The following is a 21506-nucleotide window of genomic DNA, read 5'->3' on the forward strand; positions in this document are numbered from 1 at the left end:
TGCTTTATCTGTGATTTATTGATGCACCTTACCCGAAAGTAAGGCACATCACCGCAAAGCTTTCCTACTACCTTAATCAGGTAGTTTAAAGTCAGTTACAGATTCACGTAACGATTCGGCCATATTTGCCAATTCAGATACTGAACGTGCGGTATCAAAGGTTGCTGTTGTGGTTTGCGAGGTAATTTCCTGTACAACATTCATCGTGGTTGCAATATGACCTGCAGACGCAGACTGCAGTTTTGCAGCATCCGAAATGTTGGCAATCAATTTCGCCAAGTTAGTCGATACGTTTTGAATTTCATCCAGTGCCACACCCGCATCTTTAGACAAGTTCGCACCACGTACAACCTCGGACGTTGTTTGTTCCATCGAGATTACCGCTTCGTTGGTATCCGTCTGAATGGTTTTTACCAAGCCTTCAATCTGTTTGGTTGCAGATGCCGAACGTTCCGCAAGACGCTGTACCTCATCGGCTACCACGGCGAAACCACGACCTGCTTCACCTGCCATCGATGCCTGAATGGCTGCGTTTAATGCCAGGATGTTGGTTTGGTCGGCAATATCGTTAATCAAGGCAACGATGTTACCAATTTCCTGAGAAGATTCACCCAGACGCTTAATACGTTTCGAGGTTTCCTGAATCTGCTCACGAATCATGTCCATCCCTTCAATTGAACGGTGTACGACATCTGCACCATTGGCAGCAATTTGTACTGAACGCTCCGCAACGACTGCAGATTCCGTTGCATTTGAAGATACCTGGTCAATCGACACGGCCATTTCATTAATTGCGGCAGATGCACCGGCAATTTCCTGTGCCTGATGTTCAGAGGCTTCAGCTAACTGGTTGGTAATGCCCTGCGTATTGGCAGTATATTGTGCAACTTCTTGAGAAGTTTCGGTAATACGCGATACCAGGTCACGTAACTGGTCAATCGCAAAGTTAATCGAGTCGGCAATTGCACCGGTAAAATCTTCTGATACCGTTGCGTATGAACGAAGGTCACCGTCTGCTAAATCCGCGATCTCGTCCAGTAAACGTAAAATCGCATTCTGGTTACGGTCATACTCTTCTTGCAGGCTTGATACACGTTGTTTGTCTGACAGACCACGTAAACCCAGTAATTTAAATACACATACCAAGAAACCCGTTAAAAGTAAAATTAACAGTAAGGCTGGAATTGCAGTTGCTAAGCCTGAACCACTAGAGAGTTTATTCAGGCTGGCTAACAATTCGTCTGATTGTGCAAAAATTGAAGATGATGCCTGACGTACTTTTACAATTTGCGTTGAGTTTTTAAGAATGGTCGCAGATGCTGATTTCAATACATCATCATATTCCGCTTTAATACCTTCTAATGACTCGCGTAAAGCCGGATCAGAAAGACGTTCTACACCCAGTTCACTACTACCATTCAACTGTGCTTCAAGATAAGAACCAAATGTTTCCGTATCGGCACTAAAGTCGTCTGCTGACTCACGAGAGTTATCACTACCCGTTAACACCGAGCTGATCGAACGTAAAATACGTTCTGCAATGAATACCTGGTTTTTCGCAATGACCACCTGATTACTCGGCATATCCTGACGTGCCATTTGGTCAACCATCAAGTTATATTCGGCCTGAATCCCAGGAATGGTTTCACTAATGGCAATATTGGTATCATAAAGCTGGTTAATGATTTTCTGTTGAGAAGAAATTAAATCAATACCATCTGATACTGTGTTCCATTGCTTTTCAACTTCATCCAGTGCGGCAGTATGCGCATGAATATCTTTTACTGTTTCTAGGTTTTCTGCAAAACCTTTTTGAGATTCAATTAACTTATCAATAGATTCTTTGGTACCTGATGCCGTTGCTTCAGTTGCCTGACGGGAAATTGTCTGTGACAAAAGACGTAAATCACCCAAACTGCGGGTTAATTCGTTATTACGCGGCACACTATAGAACAAGTACAATAAAACCAGAATTGCGAAAACTAAACAGCCAAACGCACCATAGATAAATGGTTTGGACTTCTCACTGTCACCAAATACACGTGATAATTGATCAGTTTGTGATTGAATCTTTGCCAATAAAGCATTACCAACCTTGCGGTTGCTGCCTTCACTTGTATTTTTCTTTTTAAGTTTAAAGCCCATCCAGCTTCTCCCCGACTTTCGCCATCATTCTTCAGCGCGCGACTATTAGTTTATAAATTTTATAGATGCATTCATGTATTTTGGGTTTTGCAATAAACGACTAAATAAGAAAACATGCCAGTGTTGATTATGTTGATTAAAATATCCCTGACAATATTCTTGTAAATGGTTGTCTAATTCACTGTGTTTAGAAAAGAAACTTTTCTTGTTAAAGTGTTGAATCCCCAAAACTTGATCTACAACCAAACCGACATAATGGTCATTATGACTAATACACAATACTTTTTGAGTCGGTGAAAACTGACTTCGATGCCCAGAAATATATTGAGCCAAATCAGCCACTGAAAGTAACCGTCCCCGAATATTTGCCAAGCCCATTACCCAAGATTGAGTATTCGGAACTGGCGTATATTTAGGTGGATAAATCACTTCAGATACTTCACCTAAAGGGGCAACAAAATATTGCCCCATCATCTCAAAAGCAATGCCTGACCATCGGTTTACTTCATTTTCAGTGGTAACGTAGTTTTTGTTGCCACGTTTAGCCAGCCGAAGTAATTCGATAAATCCATTAGCTGCCATAGAGCTTATCCTGCATTGAGGTGTTGTTTAATCACATCAATTAATTGTTTTTCGTCTACAGGTTTTGTTAAATAATCACTTGCCCCTTGACGTTTCCCCCAAACTCGGTCAGTTGCTTGATCTTTGGTACTGACAATCACAATTGGAATGTGTTTTGTCGTCGCACCACGTGCAATTTGACGTGTTGCTTGGAAACCATTTACCCCAGGCATTACCACATCCATTAACACAAGATCCGGTAACTCTGCTTGTGCCATTGTGACACCATCAGCACCATTCGCCGCTTCAATGACATCGAAGCCATGTTTCGTTAAAATCTCTTTAAAACGAAATGTTTCTGTTGGTGAATCATCAACAATAAGGATACGTGACATGCTTGTCCCCAAAAAATAAATTTATGCTGTTACGTGATTACGGATTGCGTTTAACAATTCATCTTTACTAAAAGGTTTAGTTAAATATTCATCTGAACCGACGACACGGCCTTTAGCCTGATCAAATAAGCCATCTTTGCTTGACAGCATAATGACCGGGATATTTTGATAATTCTGAGAATTTTTAATCAGTGCGCAGGTTTGATAACCATCCAGACGCGGCATCATAATATCGACGAACACGATATCCGGATTTGCTTCAGCAATTTTTGCCAATGCCTCAAAACCATCTACTGCGGTTACGACTTCACACCCTTCACGCTGGAGTAATGTCTCTGCTGTACGACGAATGGTTTTTGAATCATCAATCACCATGACTTTTAGATTTTGGAATTTATCGTCCATTTAATGACCCTTCCCATTTTTAGAATGTACAAACAATTTGAGCAGAAAGTTTGATTACAAGTTACGAACATTTTTAACATATCTTTACTTGCGTTTTCAATGAGCATTTTCTGCACGAAGACTCGTTTTCTTATATTTTCAATAACAGCTTCACACTTTCCTTCGACCAATGATTTTTTTTTAACGACAGAGATGTTTTTTATTCATGATTTTAAGTCTAATATAGCATTTTTATTACTTAAAAATAAGTAATTTAGTCAACTTTAAATCGGGGGTTACAATGCAAAGTCAGTTTAAACAAAAACTCGCTTTCATTGCGCAAAAAAAAATGACTAGAAAATTCATATTTCTTTTTTTGATGTTTTTTCAATCAACCGTTATTTTTGCCGAAACTCCGCCTAAAGCCACATGGTATCGTTACTATGACAGCAAAGGCATTGCCAATATCAGTAGCAATGTAACGCCGAATCACATTCGCCATGGCTATGAAGCCCTGGACCAAAACATGCAGGTGATTCAGCGTAACCGTGCCTACAACACTGAAGCTGATATAAAAAAAGCACCCTTACGTGCCGCACTAGCCAGACAGAATGCAGCTGACTTAAAACTTAAAACGGCGTATACCAACAGTCAGGTGGCTGCAAGCAAACGCGATAACGCCTTGATGCACATTAAAAAACAAATCGCCTTTCAACAAGACCAGCTTAAACAGCTGCAAAATGATCGGATCTATTTTAAACGTCAGCAAATTGAACATTTACGTAAAGCGGAAAACATTCCGGCTACTTTAAAAAACAGCCTCGACAACAACCAAAAAAATATTGAGCTAAAAAAAGAAAATATTCAATCGTTACAAATGCACTATCGAAATACACAGCTAGAATACGACAGAATCATCGCTCGTTTAAAAGCTCTTGAATAAATTGCATTTGTTATGACATGGGCTTAATTTATGCAGTAATAAATAAAAGGATTAGTGTGCATGCTATTTGGACAGCGAATAAAAATAACGAAATTAAGCCAGCACAAGCAATATTTAACCTGTAGTACCCTCTGTTTGAGTCTACTGCTTGGTGCTTGTCAAAAAGATGAAATCGAAGCGCCGGCTGAAACTACAAAAAAAATTGAATTAATCCAACAAGATCTGGTTTTAGTCAAGAATGGCGTTTCTGTCGCCAAAACCGCATTTACCGGTACACTTCGTGCAGTGAACCAAAGCAGCATACAGGCCCAAGTGACCGCGACTGCAACGGCTGTCAATGCGCAAGTGGGACAAGCTGTTTCAAAAGGTCAGGTTTTAGTTCGCTTAAACAATCAGGATAATGCTGCACGTCTTGCGCAAGCTCAGGCCAATCTTAGCTCGACTCAGGCACAAGCCACCTTGGCTAAAAACATGATGCAGCGAAAAAGTCGCCTGCTGAGTCAGGGTTTTATTTCTAAAGTCGAATATGAACAGGCAGCGGTTGATTATCAGGCGCAACTTGAAAATGTGCGCGCACAACAGGCCAACGTCAATATTGCTCAAAAAGCAAATCGTGATGGAACTATTTTAAGTCCTATCTCAGGTGTCATCACCAAACGTGAGGTTGAATCCGGGCAAACAGTTGCTGCGGGTCAAACCCTATTTGAAATCGTCGATCCTGATCATTTAGAAATCCAGGCCAAATTGCCGAGTGATATGCAGGCCGCATTAAAAGTTGGTCAAAGAATTGAATATAGCATTCAGGGTAATCCAGCCCAACTTACCGCGGTATTAACCCGGATCTCCCCGATTGCCGATCCTGCGAGCCGTCAAATTGAATTCTTTGCCAGACCGAATGAAACTATTAACTCACTCAGCATTGGTTCTTTTGTCGAAGGCAGCATTCTTTCATCTACCCAAATTAACGGCCAGTTGATTCCACTGGATGTCATCCAGAATCTGAAAGAAAAACCTTATGTGTGGGTCATTCGCCAGAAAAAAATCGAAAAAATAAATCTGGTGATTTTAGAACAGCGTTATCGTGACAATTTAGCCGTGGTTCAAGGACTGCAACCCGGTGACCTGATCAGCCGGATTAAATTTAATGACCAAGACCTTCATCAAGAAGTCATAATCACTCAAAAATAAAAATAAGCACAGGATTGTTCTTATGTGGTTTACCCGAATTAGTGTCAAATATCCTGTTTTCACCATCATGATGATGTTGTGTTTACTGGTGTTGGGGTTAGCGTCTTGGCAACGGATGAGCGTGGAAGAGTTTCCGGATGTCGATTTTCCATTTGTAGTGGTTTATACCAGCTATCCCGGTGCATCTCCGGAAATGATTGAATCTGAAGTCACCAAGAAAATGGAAGAAAGGATCAACACCATTTCTGGCTTGAAACAGGTGATTTCACAATCGAGTGAAGGACTGTCGACTATTATTGTCGAGTTTAATCTGGATGTTTCCTCCACTGTTGCAGCACAGGATATTCGCGATAAAATTTCCACTGTCACGGCCGATTTTCGTGATGAAATTCAGGATCCAGTGGTCGAGCGTTATGATCCAACAGCCAATGCGGTGATGTCGATTGTTTTTGAATCAGACACCATGCCGTTACGCGACTTAAGTTCCTATTTAGATCAGCGCATTGTTCCGCAATTGCAAACCGTGACTGGCGTGGGAGCAGTCAATTTACTGGGTGATGCACAACGTCAAATCCGGATTGAAATTGAACCGCAAAAACTGCAAAGTTTCGGCATTGGCATAGATCAGGTCATCAACACCTTAAAAGGTGAAAATATTGAAGTTCCGGGCGGAACTTTGAAACAGCCGACATCAGAGCTGGTGGTTGAAATCAAATCTAAGGTAATTCATCCGCAATCCTTTGGTGATTTAATTATTGCCAATAAAAATGGTGCACCCATTTTCTTAAAGCAAGTCGCGAAAATTGAAGACGGCCAAGCCGACTTAGAATCCAGTGCCTATTTAAATGGTAAAACAGCGGTCGCGATTGATATTCTGCGTAGCTCTGATTCCAATGTGATTGAAGTGGTGGATGCCACTTATAAGGCCATGGAGAAAATTGAAAAACAATTACCTCAGGGCACTGTTGCCAAAGTCGTGGTAGATAGCTCTAAAAGTATTCGCGGCAGTATTAAAGATGTAGCACGTACCATTATTGAGGGGGCTGTTTTAGCCGTTCTGATCGTATTGTTGTTTTTAGGTTCATTCCGCTCTACTGCAATTACCGGCTTAACCCTTCCCATTGCCCTACTCGGAACGCTGACCTTTATCTGGGCATTTGGCTTTACGATCAATATGATGACGCTGCTGGCGCTCTCCCTCAGTATCGGGCTGTTAATTGATGATGCGATTGTGGTGCGGGAAAATATTGTCCGGCATAGTGATATGGGCAAAGACCATGTGACTGCAGCCTTGGATGGCACCAAAGAAATTGGGCTTGCGGTTCTAGCCACAACGTTGACGATTGTTGCAGTATTCTTGCCCGTTGCTTTTATGGGCGGAATTATTGGTAAATTCTTCTATCAATTTGGGGTAACGGTCAGTGCTGCCGTGCTGATTTCCATGTTTGTCAGCTTTACCCTTGACCCGATGCTTTCTGCTCATTGGGCTGAAAAACACGATCCAAATAAACAACCGGGCAAAATCAAACGCTTTTTTAACTGGATCTCCAACAAACTCGATAATTTAAGTCACTATTACGAAAAACTGTTAAAACTGGCGCTACGTTTCCGAATTCTAACCCTGCTGATTGCAGTTGCATCACTTTTTGGTGCATTGGGACTCTCCAAGCTGGTGGGAACAGAATTTGTTCCTGTTCCGGATAAAAGTGAAATTCGGATTAAGTTTGAAACACCGGTGGATGCATCACTCGAATATTCACAAGCCAAGTTATTGCAAGTTGAGCATATTATTCGCCAACATCCTGACGTGCTCAGCACGTATAGCATTATCAATGGCGTGACCGACCGTGGTAAAAACCATGTCAGTATCCGGGTCAGTGTAACTCCTCGATTAGAACGTAATAAGAGTCTGACACAGCTCAACAACGAATTTCGTCAACGTTTACAAAGCGTCGCCGGTATTACTATTACCTCCGTTGCTTCTGCCGATGAGACGGTCTCTGGTGGTCAAAAACCGGTGCTTATTTCTATTAAGGGCCCTGAACTGGATGAGCTACAAAAAATCTCGGATCGCTTTCTTGCAGAAATTTCCAAAGTAAATGGCATTGTCGATCTGGAAAGCTCACTGAAAGAACCGAAGCCGACCTTAGCCGTGGATATTAACCGCTTGCTTGCCAGTGATTTGGGTCTTTCCGTCAATCAAATTGCCAATGTCATTCGCCCATTGATTGCAGGTGATGATGTAACGACCTGGCAAGATGAAAAAGGAGAAACCTATGATGTCAATCTTCGCTTGACTGAAAATAAACGCAGCCTACCGAGTGATATCGAAAATCTTTACTTAAGTTCCCAAAAAACCGATGCATCCGGTCAGCCCATTTTAGTACCGCTAGCAACTGTCGCATCATTTAAAGAAGGCTTGGGTGCATCACAGATTAACCGTCGTGATTTAGCACGTGAAGTATTGGTAGAAGCCAATACTGCAGGTCGTCCTGCGGGTGATATTGGGCAGGATCTTAAAAAAATTCAGGATAATTTTGATTTGCCACCGGGTTATAGTTTCGTGACCCAGGGCGCGAATAAAGATATGGCTGAGTCTGCAGGTTATGCCCTGACTGCAATTACCCTTTCCATTGTGTTTATCTATATTGTGCTCGGATCACAATTTAATAGCTTTATTCATCCCGCAGCCATTATGGCTTCCCTGCCCCTCTCACTGATTGGGGTCTTTCTGGCCTTGTTCCTGTTTAATTCAACCATGAACCTGTTTTCCATCATTGGCATCATCATGCTGATGGGACTGGTGACTAAAAATGCCATCCTGCTGATCGACTTCATCAAGAAAGCCATGGACCGAGGTGAAGACCGTTTTGATGCCATTATTGCTGCAGGTAAAACCCGACTCCGTCCGATCCTCATGACCACTAGTGCCATGGTCATGGGCATGATTCCACTCGCATTAGGTTTAGGTGAAGGTGGTGAACAAAGTGCACCTATGGCACATGCCGTGATTGGCGGTGTGATCACGTCTACCCTGTTGACCTTAGTGGTCGTACCAGTGATCTTTACCTACCTGGATGACTTAAAGAATTTTATGACGCGCCAAATACGAAAAATCATGTCATAATTTATAACATCACAATGAGGTGACATTCAGAAATGTTCACCTCATTTTTTATTGTATAATCTTGGCTTTCAAGGCTTAATTTTTAGGACAGCTTCCATGCGCGCGAGTCGCTTTTTATTTGCTACGTTAAGAGAAACCCCGAACGATGCTGAAGTTATTTCACATCAGCTGATGTTACGTGCGGGTATGATTCGTAAATTGGCTTCGGGTTTATATACTTGGTTGCCGATGGGTGTACGTGTGCTAAATAAAGTGGAAGCAATCATTCATGAAGAAATGAATCGTGCTGGCTCACTTGAAGTATTAATGCCTGTGACTCAACCTTCAAGCCTATGGGAAGAATCAGGTCGCTTTGTACAATATGGTCCTGAACTGCTACGTTTTAAAGATCGTCATAACAATGATTTTGTGCTGGGGCCTACCCACGAAGAAGTAATTACTGATCTTGCGCGTAATGAATTAAAAAGTTACAAGCAACTTCCAGCAAATTTCTATCAAGTACAAACCAAATTCCGTGACGAAATTCGTCCACGTTTCGGTGTGATGCGTTCACGTGAATTCATCATGAAAGATGCTTACTCTTTCCATATCGATCAAGACTCGCTACAACAGACTTACGACACAATGTACGATGCGTATTGCCGTATCTTCAGTCGTCTAGGTTTGGATTTCCGTCCAGTACAAGCGGATACCGGTTCAATTGGCGGTTCAGGTTCGCATGAATTCCACGTATTGGCTTCAAGTGGTGAAGACGATATCGCTTTCTCAACTGAATCTGACTACGCAGCCAACGTTGAAATGGCAGAAGCTGTGCTTGTTGGCGAACGTGCTGCACCGACACAAGAATTAAAATTGGTGGATACTCCAAATCAAAAAACCATTGCTGATGTTTCAGCATTCTTGAACACTGCTACAAAAGACTCAGTCAAGGCACTCCTTGTTCAAGGTGTAGCACAAGAAGATGGTTCAGTAGCGGTGGTTGCTTTGTTCCTTCGCGGCGACCATGAACTGAACGAAATCAAAGCTGAGAAACATGAGGCAATTGCTGCGCCTCTCACTTTTGCAACTGAAGAGCAAATTGCTGCGCTCGGCTTAACCACAGGTTTCATTGGACCACAAGGTTTGGTTGAAAAAGGCTTAACCGTCATTGTAGACCGTACAGCGTCTGTATTATCTGATTTCGTTGCCGGTGCTAACCAAGCGGATAAACATGCAACTGGCGTCAACTGGGAACGTGATGCACAGTACACGGAAGTATATGACCTCCGTAATGTAGTTGAAGGTGATGTTTCACCAGACGGCAAAGGTACGCTACAAATTAAACGTGGCATTGAAGTGGGTCATATCTTCCAGCTCGGTAAAAAATACTCTGAAGCCTTAGGTTGTAAAGTGTTGGGTAAAGATGGCAAGCCAACGGTGGTAACAATGGGTTGTTATGGTATTGGGGTGACTCGTGTAGTGGCATCTGCCATTGAACAGAACTTTGATGATAAAGGCATTATTTGGCCCTTGGCGATTGCCCCTTTTGAAGTCGCCATTGTTCCTATGAATGCGCACAAATCACCACGCACCCTTGAGGCTGCTGAAACCCTATATGCAGAGCTTCAAGCTGCCGGTTATGACGTGATTTTGGATGACCGTGATGAACGTCCAGGGGTTAAATTCTCTGACCTTGAACTTAACGGTATTCCACACCGTATTGTGATTGGTGAAAAAGGTTTGGACGCAGGCACTTTTGAATACAAAGGCCGTGCTGATGCTGAATCTGTAAATATTTCTAAAGTAGAGTTACTTGCGAAAATCGCAAAATAATTTTGATTTGAGATAAAAAAATCCCGCTTAGGCGGGATTTTTTTATTTTTAGAATTAACAGAATTTATGTCCGCCAAAGCAGTTAGTTGGAACCTTTTGATTTTGCAAAATTTTATCCGTTAAGGTTAAGGCTGCAGGCGTTCCACCGTTATAACTGGTAAAACCACCCACATTAATATTCAATTTTTTTTCAACCGGTTGACTAACAAGTGAACCTATAGCTTCAAAAAAACTTACATTAATTAAATTTTCTGGTTTTAACAAGAAGTCTGTAATTGCAGTAGCAACCTGAGGCAAGACATGTGAAATATCAACTTCATCCTGTGTTTTTAAATAGCCCAATTGAATCGGATCTTTAAATGACATCCACCAACCTGGGCGCGCAATATCGGCTGCATCTGTACCCTGCCATTTTACGTTCTGATTCTGTAAAGACAAATATCCACCGGTACCGTTCAGTGGAATATTATGAATCATGCTTAAAGCCTGCTCAAAGGTAATATCCATATTGAGATTATCTAAACTAGAACCAGGTAACATTTTAAAAAATGCATGATTACCAATTGAATCACCGATTAGACCTGGAAACTCAACATAGAGCTGATCTGTAGAAAAGTCAGGCACAGTAATTACAGTATCCGGTAAATTTTTTCCGGATTCTGCTGCCGCCAAGGGAATGGTAGGAATACTTGAGCGAATACCCGAAACTGTTGCTGATTTTAGCCGTGAACCGGTGACAATGGTTTCAGGCATCGTAAAGTTAACCAGCATGGATGGCACAGTGATTCCCGTATGTCCTTCGGTGACTTGACCATCAGTGAAAGGCTTACTTGTGAAAGTTCGAATCGGCTTACTGACAAGCATATTTACTTCAATCTTACCTTGGATTTTCTCTGCATCTGTCGTACCAAATTTAGTAGCTTTAGTGCGTGCCTCACCTTGAGTCTGTGCCATTTTCATATAGCCGGTAAAGCTTTGAATACCATCACTTGGATTTTGTCCGTTTTCAGTCCCTAAAGTCAGTAGTCCCATAATATTTTGTGCACCTAGACGGAAGCCGGCAACTTCACGTGTCGCAGCAGTATTGCCTTTAATTGCAAACTCGATAAATGGGTTGGTAATTGATGCACTGGTTGCTGCACGCCCTTCACCACCGAATGTAGGACTGCCGTTGCTATCGCTAGTCGTATTTAATCCACTTAAAGATAGGTTTGAAATATCAATATCACAACCGACTTTATAACTGTTATTGGTTCCGCCACAGCCTAACTGCAAGGTTTTAATATTGACGTTCAACTCCATTAATGCAGCAATACTTAATTTATGGAAATTTAAGCCTTGTGAAGCATCTGAGCTATTTTCTAAATTTAATAATGCTTGTCCATCAACTTTCGATAATTCATTGTCATCTAATGGCATCATCGCACAGGTATAATTTGTGAGATTAAATGCGGCAAAAATTAAACCACTTAATAATTTCTTTTTCATTTTTATATCTTCCTGATCTTAACGTGGTGTGATGCCCAAAGTGCTGCGAATTGTTCCACCAGTCAGTGCGATTGATGCGATATTCTGTATATTGCCATTGGTCGACATGGCAAAATCGGTTCTAAATGGTGTTGCGATATTATTGCCAGCATTTAACTTAACTTGGTTATCAAAGGTTATGGTATCTGCACTCACACGAACTTTCGCTTTCATTGCAAGATCCCCCTCAAAACGGTTAAAATGAATCCCTGAAGTCTTTAATTTACCATCTACATCAATATCTTCATTGGTAAGACTAAAATAACTACCTAGGTTTGCGACGTCAGCGACCTCAGCTGTGCTTAATGGTCTAAATTTAAATTTTGCATCGAAGGCTAAGAAATTACTATCTGGGTTCTCAATTGTTGGGTCTATGCCTGGAATAATTAACAACTCTCCACTGCCATCAAGCTTAAAAGCGATATTAGTGATTACATCGTCACGCTTCGAAAAATTATCATGTGGCACATAGGTGCCACACTTAGCGTAAGCACCTGATGTACAGTTATATTTTGATCCAGGTAATTGACCAATCGCAAGTTCCGCTTTTGCAGCAATCAATAGCTTATCGGCACGAATATAAATCCCTTCATTCTCATAACCAATGACACCTTCTGATTGAAAAAAGGCATCTATATTTCGAAAACCAGCATAATAATTGACGGCTTCGCCATGAACCCCATTTTGACCATCAATTAAGATAATTGACGTGGTACTTGGTAAACCTGTTTTTGAATCTATGCCATAGCCTTCTGTAGATGCCATAACATTGTAAGCAATTCCGCTCTTGTTGGTTGTCCCATAGGTTCCAGCAGACAGTGCGACATTGGCATTCAGGTTATAAATGGGAATACCAATCCCCCACGTCCCTCCACTACCATTCAATTTTTGCAACGAATTGTCTGAAATAATGCGCGCTTTTGCTGCAATGGATTGGAAATCCATGCCACGAATAGCAATTAAAACAGCGTCTTTAGGAATAGCTGCGTTAGTTAACGTTTGTTTCAGTATTGGACTGGTGACAGCAAGCGTTTTTTGAATATTTTCATTAACAATGAAATCAAGAGTTTTCGTTGTTATCGTATTAATATAAATGTCACCAAAGTCGATATACGCATTTTTTTTGTGTAAGGTGCCATCTGCGGCCCGAGTGGTCAGCTGTCTTAAATTTGAAAACTCAATCGCATGACTACCTTTACCCGTATGCCCAATTTCAAGCGTTGTTGCTGACATCGTTGCAGGAAGATTAGTATCAGATGCATTAGTGAAGTCCGCCGCTAAACTTAAATGCAAACCTCCGGAGCCAACAAGCCCAAGGTCATTGCCTGCACCATTATAGCCTGATGCTGTTTTAGTCTCTTTCGTTAATACGCCATTAACCTTGTTATTGACTTCAAAATTAGCAACCTTTGTTTGGTTACCATTTACAGCCAATTTAGCATTCGTCACTGCACCGGAAGCACCTAAGCGCATAATATTTTTACGTTCATTGCTCGGAGTATTATAACGTAAATCGATATTTACACCTGGATTCGTCGCATCAGTACGTCCAGCGGCAACATCTGTAGTATCCGTAACGCGTTTTAGATCAACATAGTGATTTTGATTTTCATTATATGTACTTAACACAAGCCCCTCGTCTTGGTCGATATACATATAGCCGTCACCAGCAAAATTGAAATTAAAATCATTCAAAATAAGGCTATTAAGGCCTAATTTATGGCTAATGGTGGCATTTTGTAATTGAAAATCTATGCTCGCTTTCTCATACTTATTAAACAAGCCACCCGTCGTTTGCAAAACAAAATTCAGTGGCGTAGAAGTGCTAATCCCAAGCTTACCTAAGCTTTGATTAGATTTAACCCCTGGAGTACGTAAACTATCCGTTGCTTGCTGACATGGATTGCTTGTACATGTATTTTTAACTAACATTAAATCGGCAGTGGCTGTAAAAGGAGAAACACTAGCCGCTAGACGAATACCTGCACCCGTAGATGTTGCACCAACATCGAATTCAAGTTGACTTAGAATTGGCTTATTCTCTACCCCATCAAACTGCGCGTTATGTAATCCTAAGCCCATTTGTACATTTGCTGCTGGATTTGGATCGTACCAATTTGCTTGCTCAATTTTGACACGTGATACTTCATGCGTGATCACAATGCCATCTTGACCGGTCATATTACTCAGTGATTGCTCATCAATTTGCTCTAGTGCGTATCCATGTTGAGCAAGACATATACATACCGTCAGCATATTTAGCTTCATTGTCGTTTTTATCATATTCTTATCCTTATTATGCACTGATGGCTTTAGCAGCGAATGTTCACACCACCAGAACAGTTATAGCTAAATATTTTTAAATTACCCGACATATGTAAGTTGCCATGCATATTTAGTCCCATGAAGCCTTTCTCTGTATTCCTGTCAAATGTTGGGACATTCGTTTCCACATCATTAATAGTGCCATCAGCTTGAATAGTCTTGGCTGTATAGGTGCTATAAGTAGATGTATTGGCATAACCTTCATTGGCTCCGGAGCCTGTACCCGTTTCAATTGCTAAAGTATTAAAACCTAGGTTACGTATTTTTAATGGTTTATTATCATAGAATGTAATTTGCATCGCAGTCTGGGCTGTATTACTGTTGTTGCCGACTGTCACCGCATCAATAGAAAATTGATCAATCTGTAAGGTACCTTGAATACCTTTGAACACCAACCATCTTTTATTCCCTAAAGCATCTACATGGTTGTTCGGTGCGATAGCTAAACGACAAAATTGCTTGTTTGCGCCACATGCATTTGGATCGAGTGAATAATAAACTTCAGTTGCATTACCATTGCCATCTAGGACAGAAATCGCATTTTTCGTCATATCTGTGGCATATAGATGATTTAATGATAACGTCCAACTTAGGTCAGCACCACCTTGACCCACGGCATCTGTAAGCTCTTGTGGACTCATGGTTTCAAGACCTGCATGTACAGTGAAGGCAGCACTCAACAGTGCAAAAAGTGTAATTTTTTTTAGCATTGCTGCACTCCCTTAAAGACCGGTTGTTTTAATTTTAAGATGTTGAATCAAAACGCCATCAATGACAGCAGATCCAAAGTTTTTAATATCACCATTGGCATTTTTAAACATAATACCAGTTGAATTTGTATCCGTTTTAGCACGTAACAAATTTGTTCCTGCAACACGTTCAGTACTGCCAATGGCTATACTACTGTGGGTTGCTGTACGTCCTTGATAAAGTGCAGAAGCATCAGTAGATACATTTTTGATCGCCTCACCACATTGATACACATTACAGGTTGAGCCTTTTAAAACCGTTGTGCCTAATCCGCTGCCATAGTTTTGATAAATTTTATTATAAATTTCAGGCACATTTGGAATACGCGTTACTTCCAAAATAATATTATTACCATCTGAGGCAACAATAAAGGGCTGATCCATGGTGCCCAAGACCAAGTTAATGTTTGGACTATAGATATACATCCCTTCCAATTCATGGAAAGTCGGGGCAACAGATGAATTCAGTGCTGGCGTAGAACCCACCCCATCTAATTGATCCGTCTTGGCAGCAGTGCTAATACGAATTCCTTTACTGTCTAGATTGGTAGAAGCCGTGGTTAAATTTTCCGGCGTATCATTGGTATTGATACGAATAACACTTGCTAAACCCAAAGTTTGACTATAGTCCTTCGTCGGAGAAGTAAAAGTTTGAAACAGGCGGAATTGAGAGCCATTGAGACTTAAACCATTGGCAACAAATTGTAGGCGTAAACGCTCTGAAACTAACAAATCTTCCGGCACATTAGGTGCCCCTGTCTTTGGATCAACATAATTAGATGATGTAAAACTGCGTGCAAAAATATCCGTCCAGAAACCCAGTTTAATATTATTGTCTGCTTCATTGGCTGCCACAGTAGCCAATGGTGCCTCCAGAGCAATATATCCAAGGTCTTTTTCTGTAGCACTGAATTGTCTTACTTTTTCCGTACCTGCGCGGAATAGCCATGGGTTAACCGTCGAACCCCAATTAAAACCCTGATTACTGTAACGCGTATTTAATGAACCATCACTCTTGGATAAAGCTAAACCATAAATAAACACATCTGCTTTGGTTCTTTTATTACTGATTTGTGCCGCTGTTAATGAAACAGCCGAAGCATTTCCAGCTTTAATCCCTTCAGCAATTGGATCTTTCTGAGACAACTGAGCTTGCCTAATTGCCTCGGCAGTGATCCATGTTCTAGTATCGGTGGCAACTTTAGCTGTTGCATCAGTAATAACGGGTTTTTCAGCTTTGATCTTTTCTATTGTTCGACGTTCAGCTTCTGCAGCACCACGCCAAATAATAGAGTTATAGTAAGCTTGATACTCATTAAAAGGTTTACTTCTGTCCCAATATCTATCTATTTCTGCTTTTTCATAAATTGCATATTTGCTTGAATAAAATTCATTATATTTAGAAGTATATAAAACTGGATCGTTATTTACGCTATTTTGAATCGTTGTATACGTTGTTGCATTTGTAGTGACTGTATTTTGATAGGTACTATTGTAGGCTGCAGAATAGTTTTTTTCGAACCCTGTATCATATAGTTGTTGGTAGTTTTCGCCCGTCGGAATAATACGGATAAAACCAGTATCCGCCTGACCTGGGTTTTCAATGTTTCTTGCATAACTGGAACCGGCAGAGATATCTTTAGGTGCCTGGAACACCATTTTAAAATCATCGAGTACGAGTGCGACACCTTCACCAGTCGTTTCAGAAAGGTGATCATCTGATAAAGATTCAAGCGCATTAACTGACGGACTAAGTAAAACTGCGATTAAACTCGCCAAACAAGATTTTTTAAATCTTGTATTATTCCAACTCTGAGTCATCACGACCTTCCTTTTTATCAGATGCTCCGCATCATTATTTTTTAGTTCATCCTAAGCTTGGTATATCTCTTTTATTTATTTGTCATTACAACAATGTTCTTACCAAGCTTGTACAACTTTTTATTATGCTGAATATTGATTCAATTGCAAAAAAAACTGGGCGAATGAACCCAGTTTCCGATGAATGAATCTCATAAAAAACAAGCGGACCAAAATGATCCGCTTATTCAATTATTTATACTGTTTATGCTTTCGGCAAAGTCACGCCCGTTTGACCTTGGTATTTACCACCGCGGTCTTTATATGATGTTTCACATACTTCATCTGATTCAAAGAACAACATTTGTGCCACACCTTCACCTGCATAAATACGGGCAGGCAAGTTGGTTGTATTTGAAAATTCCAAAGTCACGTGACCTTCCCACTCAGGTTCAAGCGGAGTCACATTCACAATAATACCGCAGCGTGCATAAGTCGATTTACCCAAACATATCGTCAATACATTACGTGGAATACGGAAATATTCTACTGTACGTGCTAAGGCAAATGAGTTTGGCGGAATAATACAGACATCCGATTCAATATCGATAAAGCTTTTATCATCAAAGTTTTTGGGATCGACAATTACTGAATGGACATTGGTAAATACTTTAAATTCACGTGCACAACGAACGTCATAACCATAGCTTGAAACCCCATAAGAAATGAGTTTTTCACCTGTTTCATCATAACGCACTTGGTTTTCTGCATACGGTTCAATCATGCCGTGATTTTCGCTCATTTCACGAATCCAACGATCAGACTTAATTGCCATTATTTCTATACCCAAAAATAGTTAAATCAATTATTGCGCTGTACTTTAACTGAAATTGGCTGCAATGGAAATGATGATCAGGTGATGATGTCATTTTTTACCAAATGCGATTTTCATCATCTCAGCTTAAAGACTTAAAAGAGCAGAATAGCCCAGTGGAATAGAAAAACTGACCAAAACCAAAGAAGCAGTTTTTTGCAAGTTCGATTGATTCAGCCAACGTACTTTATTCGAGGCCAAGACAGAACCAATAAAAGTCCAAAACAAAGCAATTGGCACGATTAAAATGAGGAACATGCCAATATGAGCCAAGTAATTATTCAGTGTTAACCACGCTGAACTTGGAAAAATGGCAGAAGCAAAAAGTAATGCCTTAGGATTCAATAAGGTAGCACAAAACAATTCACGTGCACGAATGGTCGGCAGATGATAACTGGCTTCGATATCTGCCGTTTTCCAGAGCTTAATTGCGAGAAAAATAATATACAGCGCGCTTAATAACTTCAAAAATATCGGGAGAATAGGAAATTGATTTGAAACTGTACCAATAATAAGTCCCCAAATGCTAATTGAAACTAAATAACCAATTGATTCTGCTGGAATAAGTCGTAATGATTTGCGCACGCCTACCTGTATACCAGAAGAAGCAAGCAATGTATTTGTTGGGCCAGGTGTCAATAAAATAGTGATCACTAAACCGATGAACAGCCATGAAATCATATGCGACCTCTCTATAGAGTGCGCGAAGAGTAATTGAGTTCATTGTACTTAGCAATTACGGAATTTTACATCTTTTTCAAAATCGCCAAAGTTACTAAAAAATATTTAATTTTTAAATACTTATCAAATTAATCAAACTATAACTATAGAGTCATTTGTTATAAAAAATTTCAACAATCCTGTTATTTAACATTCATTATTACATTCAGACATGCTTGAACTGTCACTTAGTGATCAATTCAGGCACAATACCTTATTACTTAAGCATTCTACTTTTATGGCAAAACGGTTCTTTCAATCATGGCTTCCTTCTCCTCATAAAGTTGCAGAGATGAAACTGATGAAGATTTTTGGTCAACGTACCCTAAATCCTGTGCTGTGGTATGTGAACAGAAAGTCGATTTCAAAAGCCATTTTTATTGGCACGTTTTGGGGCATGTTGCCTTTGCCTTTTCACAGCATTTTGATTGTTTTGACAGTATTACTTTTTGAAGTCAATTTACCGGTGAGTTTATGTCTCGCCTGGCTGACCAATCCTTTCACGCTTGTTCCCATTTTATATATTGGCTTTTGGTTAGGTGCGAAGGTGTTTCAGGTGAATATGATTGATCAGGATATGATACTGGGTGTTCTGCATCAGATCAGTCACTGGATTACCCATTTTGGAAATGGACATATCGATTTGAGTTTGGCGAAAATTCTATTATCCGGTTTACTGCTGGAAGCTTTAATTTTGGCCGTTATATTATTTGCAGTTACACGGTTATTTTGGCGCTGGAATATCATTCAACATTATAAGCGTCGTCGTGCTACCGAATAATCATCAACCCTTTAAATATAAGAATGTCATTAGATGCATTATTGCAACTACCTTGAACTATAAAATATGCTTTATGATATTTTTCCTGATGAAGCCAACTTGTTTTTGCTCTGCGATTAATTATCTTCCACAATGCAGTTTTGATATTTTTACGAAGCATGATTGAAGTATCAAACCTGCTTCTAAAAAGCTTTATCTTATTATCCTATACCTCAAAAAATATAATCCCACTCAATCAAAAAAGCCCCACTAAAGCGGGGCTTTTAAAATAGGATTATTCAATCAGCGATTAGAAAATTCTATTTTGTGGCTTCTCTACTTTTGGTAATTGGTCTGCAATTTTTTGAGCAATAGCCATATAGCTTTCAGCGGCATCATCACCTACAAGTACAGAAGGTTTGCCTGCATCGGCATTTTCACGAATTTGAACATTTAAAGGTAAACGCCCCAATAAGGGAATATTGTACTGTTCAGATAACTTGTCGCCACCACCGGTACCGAAAATCTGCTCTTCATAACCACAATTCGAACAAATATGCGTCGACATATTTTCCACGACGCCCATGACAGGAATGTGAACTTTATTAAACAGTTCAATTCCTTTTGTTGCATCTAAAAGGGCTACATTTTGTGGAGTAGTCACAATAACAGCACCCGTCACAGGAATACGCTGCGCAAGTGTCAATTGAATATCGCCTGTCCCTGGTGGCATATCAATCATCAAAACATCCAGGTCTGGCCACAAGGTTTGGTTGAACAACTGCATCAATGCACCAGTTGCTTTTGGACCTCGCCAAGCCACAGGGGTATTGTTATCCCCGGTTAAATGTCCAATCGATAGCACCGCCATACCATAGGCATCGATTGGAACAAAATTTTCTGCTTCAATCATCGGGGTACGACCTGCATTACCCAACATGGTCGGAATACTTGGACCATAAATATCAGCATCCAAAACACCGACTTTTAAACCTAATTTTTGCAATGCCAATGCGAGGTTTACAGTGGTGGTCGATTTACCCACACCACCTTTACCCGATGAAACCAAGATCACATTTTTAATGCGTGGATGTTTAGGTACATCTCTTTGTTGCGGTGCCGGTTTTTGGATGGGTGGATTGTTTGGATCTTCTTCAGATTTGGTTTCAGCTTGGGCTGTTTTACCAGAAGCATCTACCACAGGCGGAAGTTTTTGGGCTTGAGGCGTAGCATTTTCACCTTGAGGTTTGCTTGAACAGCTATGTCCTTCTTTACCATGATCATGATTAGAGCAGCTTTCACCTTGTGCATGTTTTTGCTGAATCACATGCATATTAAGTTCTTGGATACCACATTTTTCCAAAGCATCAGCCAGATCATCATGGATTTTTTGTAAATGATCCGCTTCCTCAGGATAAGTATTAATGGTTATTTGTAATACTCGCCCTTCAACATTCACTTGGGTAATTCGGTCTTTCAGTGCATTGTTTGAATTAGGCAATATATAGCCTTGTAGCACATTCTGGATTTCTTCCTCCTTCACCTCCTGCGAGGGTGAAAAAACAGATTTAAGCGAAGAAAGCCACGACATAAGTTTACTCCAAGTACGAACATACAGCTGAATATCATAGTTTAGCTTTAAATGAGGCGAAGGTTAAGTAAAGTTCTAGCTTGCTTTATGAATGTTGCCAAAAATCCGACCTAATTAGTAGGTTTTAGTGCTTAACTGTTTATTTTAAAGATGATATTGCATTATTATTAAACCATCTAAAATTATACTTTTTATTAAATCATCCACTAGCACGAGTAAAGAAGATAGATTCGAAACAGTTCAAAAAATTTACTTATTGGCTTATCTATCTAAATAACGATTATTTTTCATCACAATTATGATGCAGACAGATGTTTATTTTGTTCTTTATATTAGGGCGTGTCCTCATTTGGCTTTGCACCAAATAAACAAACAAGCCAAGAACAACATGGACTTATAATTACGAGCCAACTTTTCAAAACGAGTGGCAATACCACGAAAATGCTTTAATCGGGCAAAGGCATTTTCAACAAGATGCCTTAGACGATAGAGGTAGTGATCAAAGTCTATATTTGGTTTTTTGCTGTTTGATTTTCTTGGAATAATAGGAGTCATCCTATGATTACGAGCGACTTCACGAATATGCTCTGAATCATAACCTTTAT

The 21506-nt window shown here is 40.3% G+C and carries 17 protein-coding genes; 5 read left to right on the plus strand and 12 right to left on the minus strand.

The features are described 5' to 3' along the window. Positions 1-72: 72 nt before the first annotated feature. From E0H81_RS10060 to pilG, 4 genes are read right to left on the minus strand one after another with little or no spacing between them, the layout of a single operon-like run. Positions 73-2145, minus strand: coding sequence for a methyl-accepting chemotaxis protein (locus E0H81_RS10060; RefSeq protein WP_131268614.1), 2073 nt, complete (start codon positions 2143-2145; stop codon positions 73-75). Positions 2146-2190: 45 nt separating this feature from the next. Then, complete coding sequence (locus tag E0H81_RS10065; protein WP_131318597.1) at positions 2191-2727, minus strand: chemotaxis protein CheW; 537 nt, start codon at positions 2725-2727, stop codon at positions 2191-2193. A 5-nt stretch (positions 2728-2732) separates the two neighbouring features. Then, positions 2733-3101 (minus strand): response regulator, encoded by a 369-nt coding sequence (locus E0H81_RS10070; protein WP_067723813.1) that lies wholly within the window; start codon positions 3099-3101, stop codon positions 2733-2735. A 21-nt stretch (positions 3102-3122) separates the two neighbouring features. After that, a complete protein-coding gene (gene pilG / locus E0H81_RS10075; protein WP_067723812.1) occupies positions 3123-3506 on the minus strand; it encodes a twitching motility response regulator PilG in 384 nt (127 codons plus the stop codon). A gap of 280 nt (positions 3507-3786) precedes the next feature. On the opposite strand from pilG, the gene E0H81_RS10080 reads away from it, so the two are divergent. The 4 genes from E0H81_RS10080 to E0H81_RS10095 all read left to right on the plus strand — a co-directional run bounded on the left by E0H81_RS10080 (position 3787) and on the right by E0H81_RS10095 (position 10555). After that, the gene (locus tag E0H81_RS10080; RefSeq protein WP_131318599.1) at positions 3787-4428 is read left to right on the plus strand and encodes a hypothetical protein; all 642 of its coding nucleotides are present in this window, start codon (positions 3787-3789) and stop codon (positions 4426-4428) included. Between the two features lie 60 nt (positions 4429-4488). After that, positions 4489-5616 (plus strand): efflux RND transporter periplasmic adaptor subunit, encoded by a 1128-nt coding sequence (locus E0H81_RS10085; protein ID WP_131318601.1) that lies wholly within the window; start codon positions 4489-4491, stop codon positions 5614-5616. A 22-nt stretch (positions 5617-5638) separates the two neighbouring features. Continuing rightward, positions 5639-8743: an efflux RND transporter permease subunit gene (locus tag E0H81_RS10090; protein ID WP_131318603.1), complete on the plus strand. Its 3105-nt coding sequence runs from the start codon at positions 5639-5641 to the stop codon at positions 8741-8743. Positions 8744-8839: 96 nt separating this feature from the next. Further along, entirely contained in the window at positions 8840-10555 is a 1716-nt protein-coding gene (locus tag E0H81_RS10095; RefSeq protein ID WP_131318605.1) for a proline--tRNA ligase, read from the plus strand. Between the two features lie 54 nt (positions 10556-10609). On the opposite strand, the gene E0H81_RS10100 is transcribed toward E0H81_RS10095, so the two are convergent. From E0H81_RS10100 to E0H81_RS10125, 6 genes are all read right to left on the minus strand, one after another. After that, positions 10610-12043 (minus strand): hypothetical protein, encoded by a 1434-nt coding sequence (locus E0H81_RS10100; protein WP_131318607.1) that lies wholly within the window; start codon positions 12041-12043, stop codon positions 10610-10612. 18 nt (positions 12044-12061) lie between these two features. Continuing rightward, entirely contained in the window at positions 12062-14365 is a 2304-nt protein-coding gene (locus tag E0H81_RS10105; RefSeq protein ID WP_131318609.1) for a DUF6160 family protein, read from the minus strand. Between the two features lie 29 nt (positions 14366-14394). Continuing rightward, positions 14395-15117, minus strand: coding sequence for a hypothetical protein (locus E0H81_RS10110; protein ID WP_131318611.1), 723 nt, complete (start codon positions 15115-15117; stop codon positions 14395-14397). 12 nt (positions 15118-15129) lie between these two features. Further along, positions 15130-16977 (minus strand): hypothetical protein, encoded by a 1848-nt coding sequence (locus E0H81_RS10115; protein ID WP_131318613.1) that lies wholly within the window; start codon positions 16975-16977, stop codon positions 15130-15132. Positions 16978-17221: 244 nt separating this feature from the next. Beyond that, positions 17222-17791, minus strand: a complete 570-nt coding sequence (gene dcd, locus E0H81_RS10120; protein WP_131268635.1) for a dCTP deaminase — start codon at positions 17789-17791, stop codon at positions 17222-17224. A 126-nt stretch (positions 17792-17917) separates the two neighbouring features. Further along, positions 17918-18511, minus strand: coding sequence for a LysE family translocator (locus E0H81_RS10125; RefSeq protein ID WP_131318615.1), 594 nt, complete (start codon positions 18509-18511; stop codon positions 17918-17920). A 277-nt stretch (positions 18512-18788) separates the two neighbouring features. Between E0H81_RS10125 and E0H81_RS10130 the strand changes: the two genes are divergently transcribed. Continuing rightward, positions 18789-19331 (plus strand): DUF2062 domain-containing protein, encoded by a 543-nt coding sequence (locus tag E0H81_RS10130; RefSeq protein WP_131318617.1) that lies wholly within the window; start codon positions 18789-18791, stop codon positions 19329-19331. A 289-nt stretch (positions 19332-19620) separates the two neighbouring features. Here the strand turns inward: E0H81_RS10130 and apbC are convergent, their stop codons facing one another. Together apbC and E0H81_RS10140 are read right to left on the minus strand one after the other, a co-directional pair. Beyond that, a complete protein-coding gene (apbC, locus tag E0H81_RS10135) occupies positions 19621-20901 on the minus strand; it encodes an iron-sulfur cluster carrier protein ApbC (RefSeq protein ID WP_131318619.1) in 1281 nt (426 codons plus the stop codon). Between the two features lie 345 nt (positions 20902-21246). Continuing rightward, positions 21247-21506: transposase (locus tag E0H81_RS10140; protein WP_165492615.1), on the minus strand; the 260-nt coding region annotated here is incomplete at its 5' end.

The organism is Acinetobacter terrestris (genome assembly GCF_004331155.1).
GTDB lineage: Bacteria > Pseudomonadota > Gammaproteobacteria > Pseudomonadales > Moraxellaceae > Acinetobacter > Acinetobacter terrestris.

What these genes read in the sequence shown, in the direction of transcription:
- E0H81_RS10060 (WP_131268614.1), bottom strand. Translation starts at nt 2,145, where the DNA reads ATGGGCTTTAAACTTAAAAAGAAAAATACAAGTGAAGGCAGCAACCGC.
- E0H81_RS10065 (WP_131318597.1), bottom strand. Translation starts at nt 2,727, where the DNA reads ATGGCAGCTAATGGATTTATCGAATTACTTCGGCTGGCTAAACGTGGC.
- E0H81_RS10070 (WP_067723813.1), bottom strand. Translation starts at nt 3,101, where the DNA reads ATGTCACGTATCCTTATTGTTGATGATTCACCAACAGAAACATTTCGT.
- pilG (WP_067723812.1), bottom strand. Translation starts at nt 3,506, where the DNA reads ATGGACGATAAATTCCAAAATCTAAAAGTCATGGTGATTGATGATTCA.
- E0H81_RS10080 (WP_131318599.1), top strand. Translation starts at nt 3,787, where the DNA reads ATGCAAAGTCAGTTTAAACAAAAACTCGCTTTCATTGCGCAAAAAAAA.
- E0H81_RS10085 (WP_131318601.1), top strand. Translation starts at nt 4,489, where the DNA reads ATGCTATTTGGACAGCGAATAAAAATAACGAAATTAAGCCAGCACAAG.
- E0H81_RS10090 (WP_131318603.1), top strand. Translation starts at nt 5,639, where the DNA reads ATGTGGTTTACCCGAATTAGTGTCAAATATCCTGTTTTCACCATCATG.
- E0H81_RS10095 (WP_131318605.1), top strand. Translation starts at nt 8,840, where the DNA reads ATGCGCGCGAGTCGCTTTTTATTTGCTACGTTAAGAGAAACCCCGAAC.
- E0H81_RS10100 (WP_131318607.1), bottom strand. Translation starts at nt 12,043, where the DNA reads ATGAAAAAGAAATTATTAAGTGGTTTAATTTTTGCCGCATTTAATCTC.
- E0H81_RS10105 (WP_131318609.1), bottom strand. Translation starts at nt 14,365, where the DNA reads ATGATAAAAACGACAATGAAGCTAAATATGCTGACGGTATGTATATGT.
- E0H81_RS10110 (WP_131318611.1), bottom strand. Translation starts at nt 15,117, where the DNA reads ATGCTAAAAAAAATTACACTTTTTGCACTGTTGAGTGCTGCCTTCACT.
- E0H81_RS10115 (WP_131318613.1), bottom strand. Translation starts at nt 16,977, where the DNA reads ATGACTCAGAGTTGGAATAATACAAGATTTAAAAAATCTTGTTTGGCG.
- dcd (WP_131268635.1), bottom strand. Translation starts at nt 17,791, where the DNA reads ATGGCAATTAAGTCTGATCGTTGGATTCGTGAAATGAGCGAAAATCAC.
- E0H81_RS10125 (WP_131318615.1), bottom strand. Translation starts at nt 18,511, where the DNA reads ATGATTTCATGGCTGTTCATCGGTTTAGTGATCACTATTTTATTGACA.
- E0H81_RS10130 (WP_131318617.1), top strand. Translation starts at nt 18,789, where the DNA reads ATGGCAAAACGGTTCTTTCAATCATGGCTTCCTTCTCCTCATAAAGTT.
- apbC (WP_131318619.1), bottom strand. Translation starts at nt 20,901, where the DNA reads ATGTCGTGGCTTTCTTCGCTTAAATCTGTTTTTTCACCCTCGCAGGAG.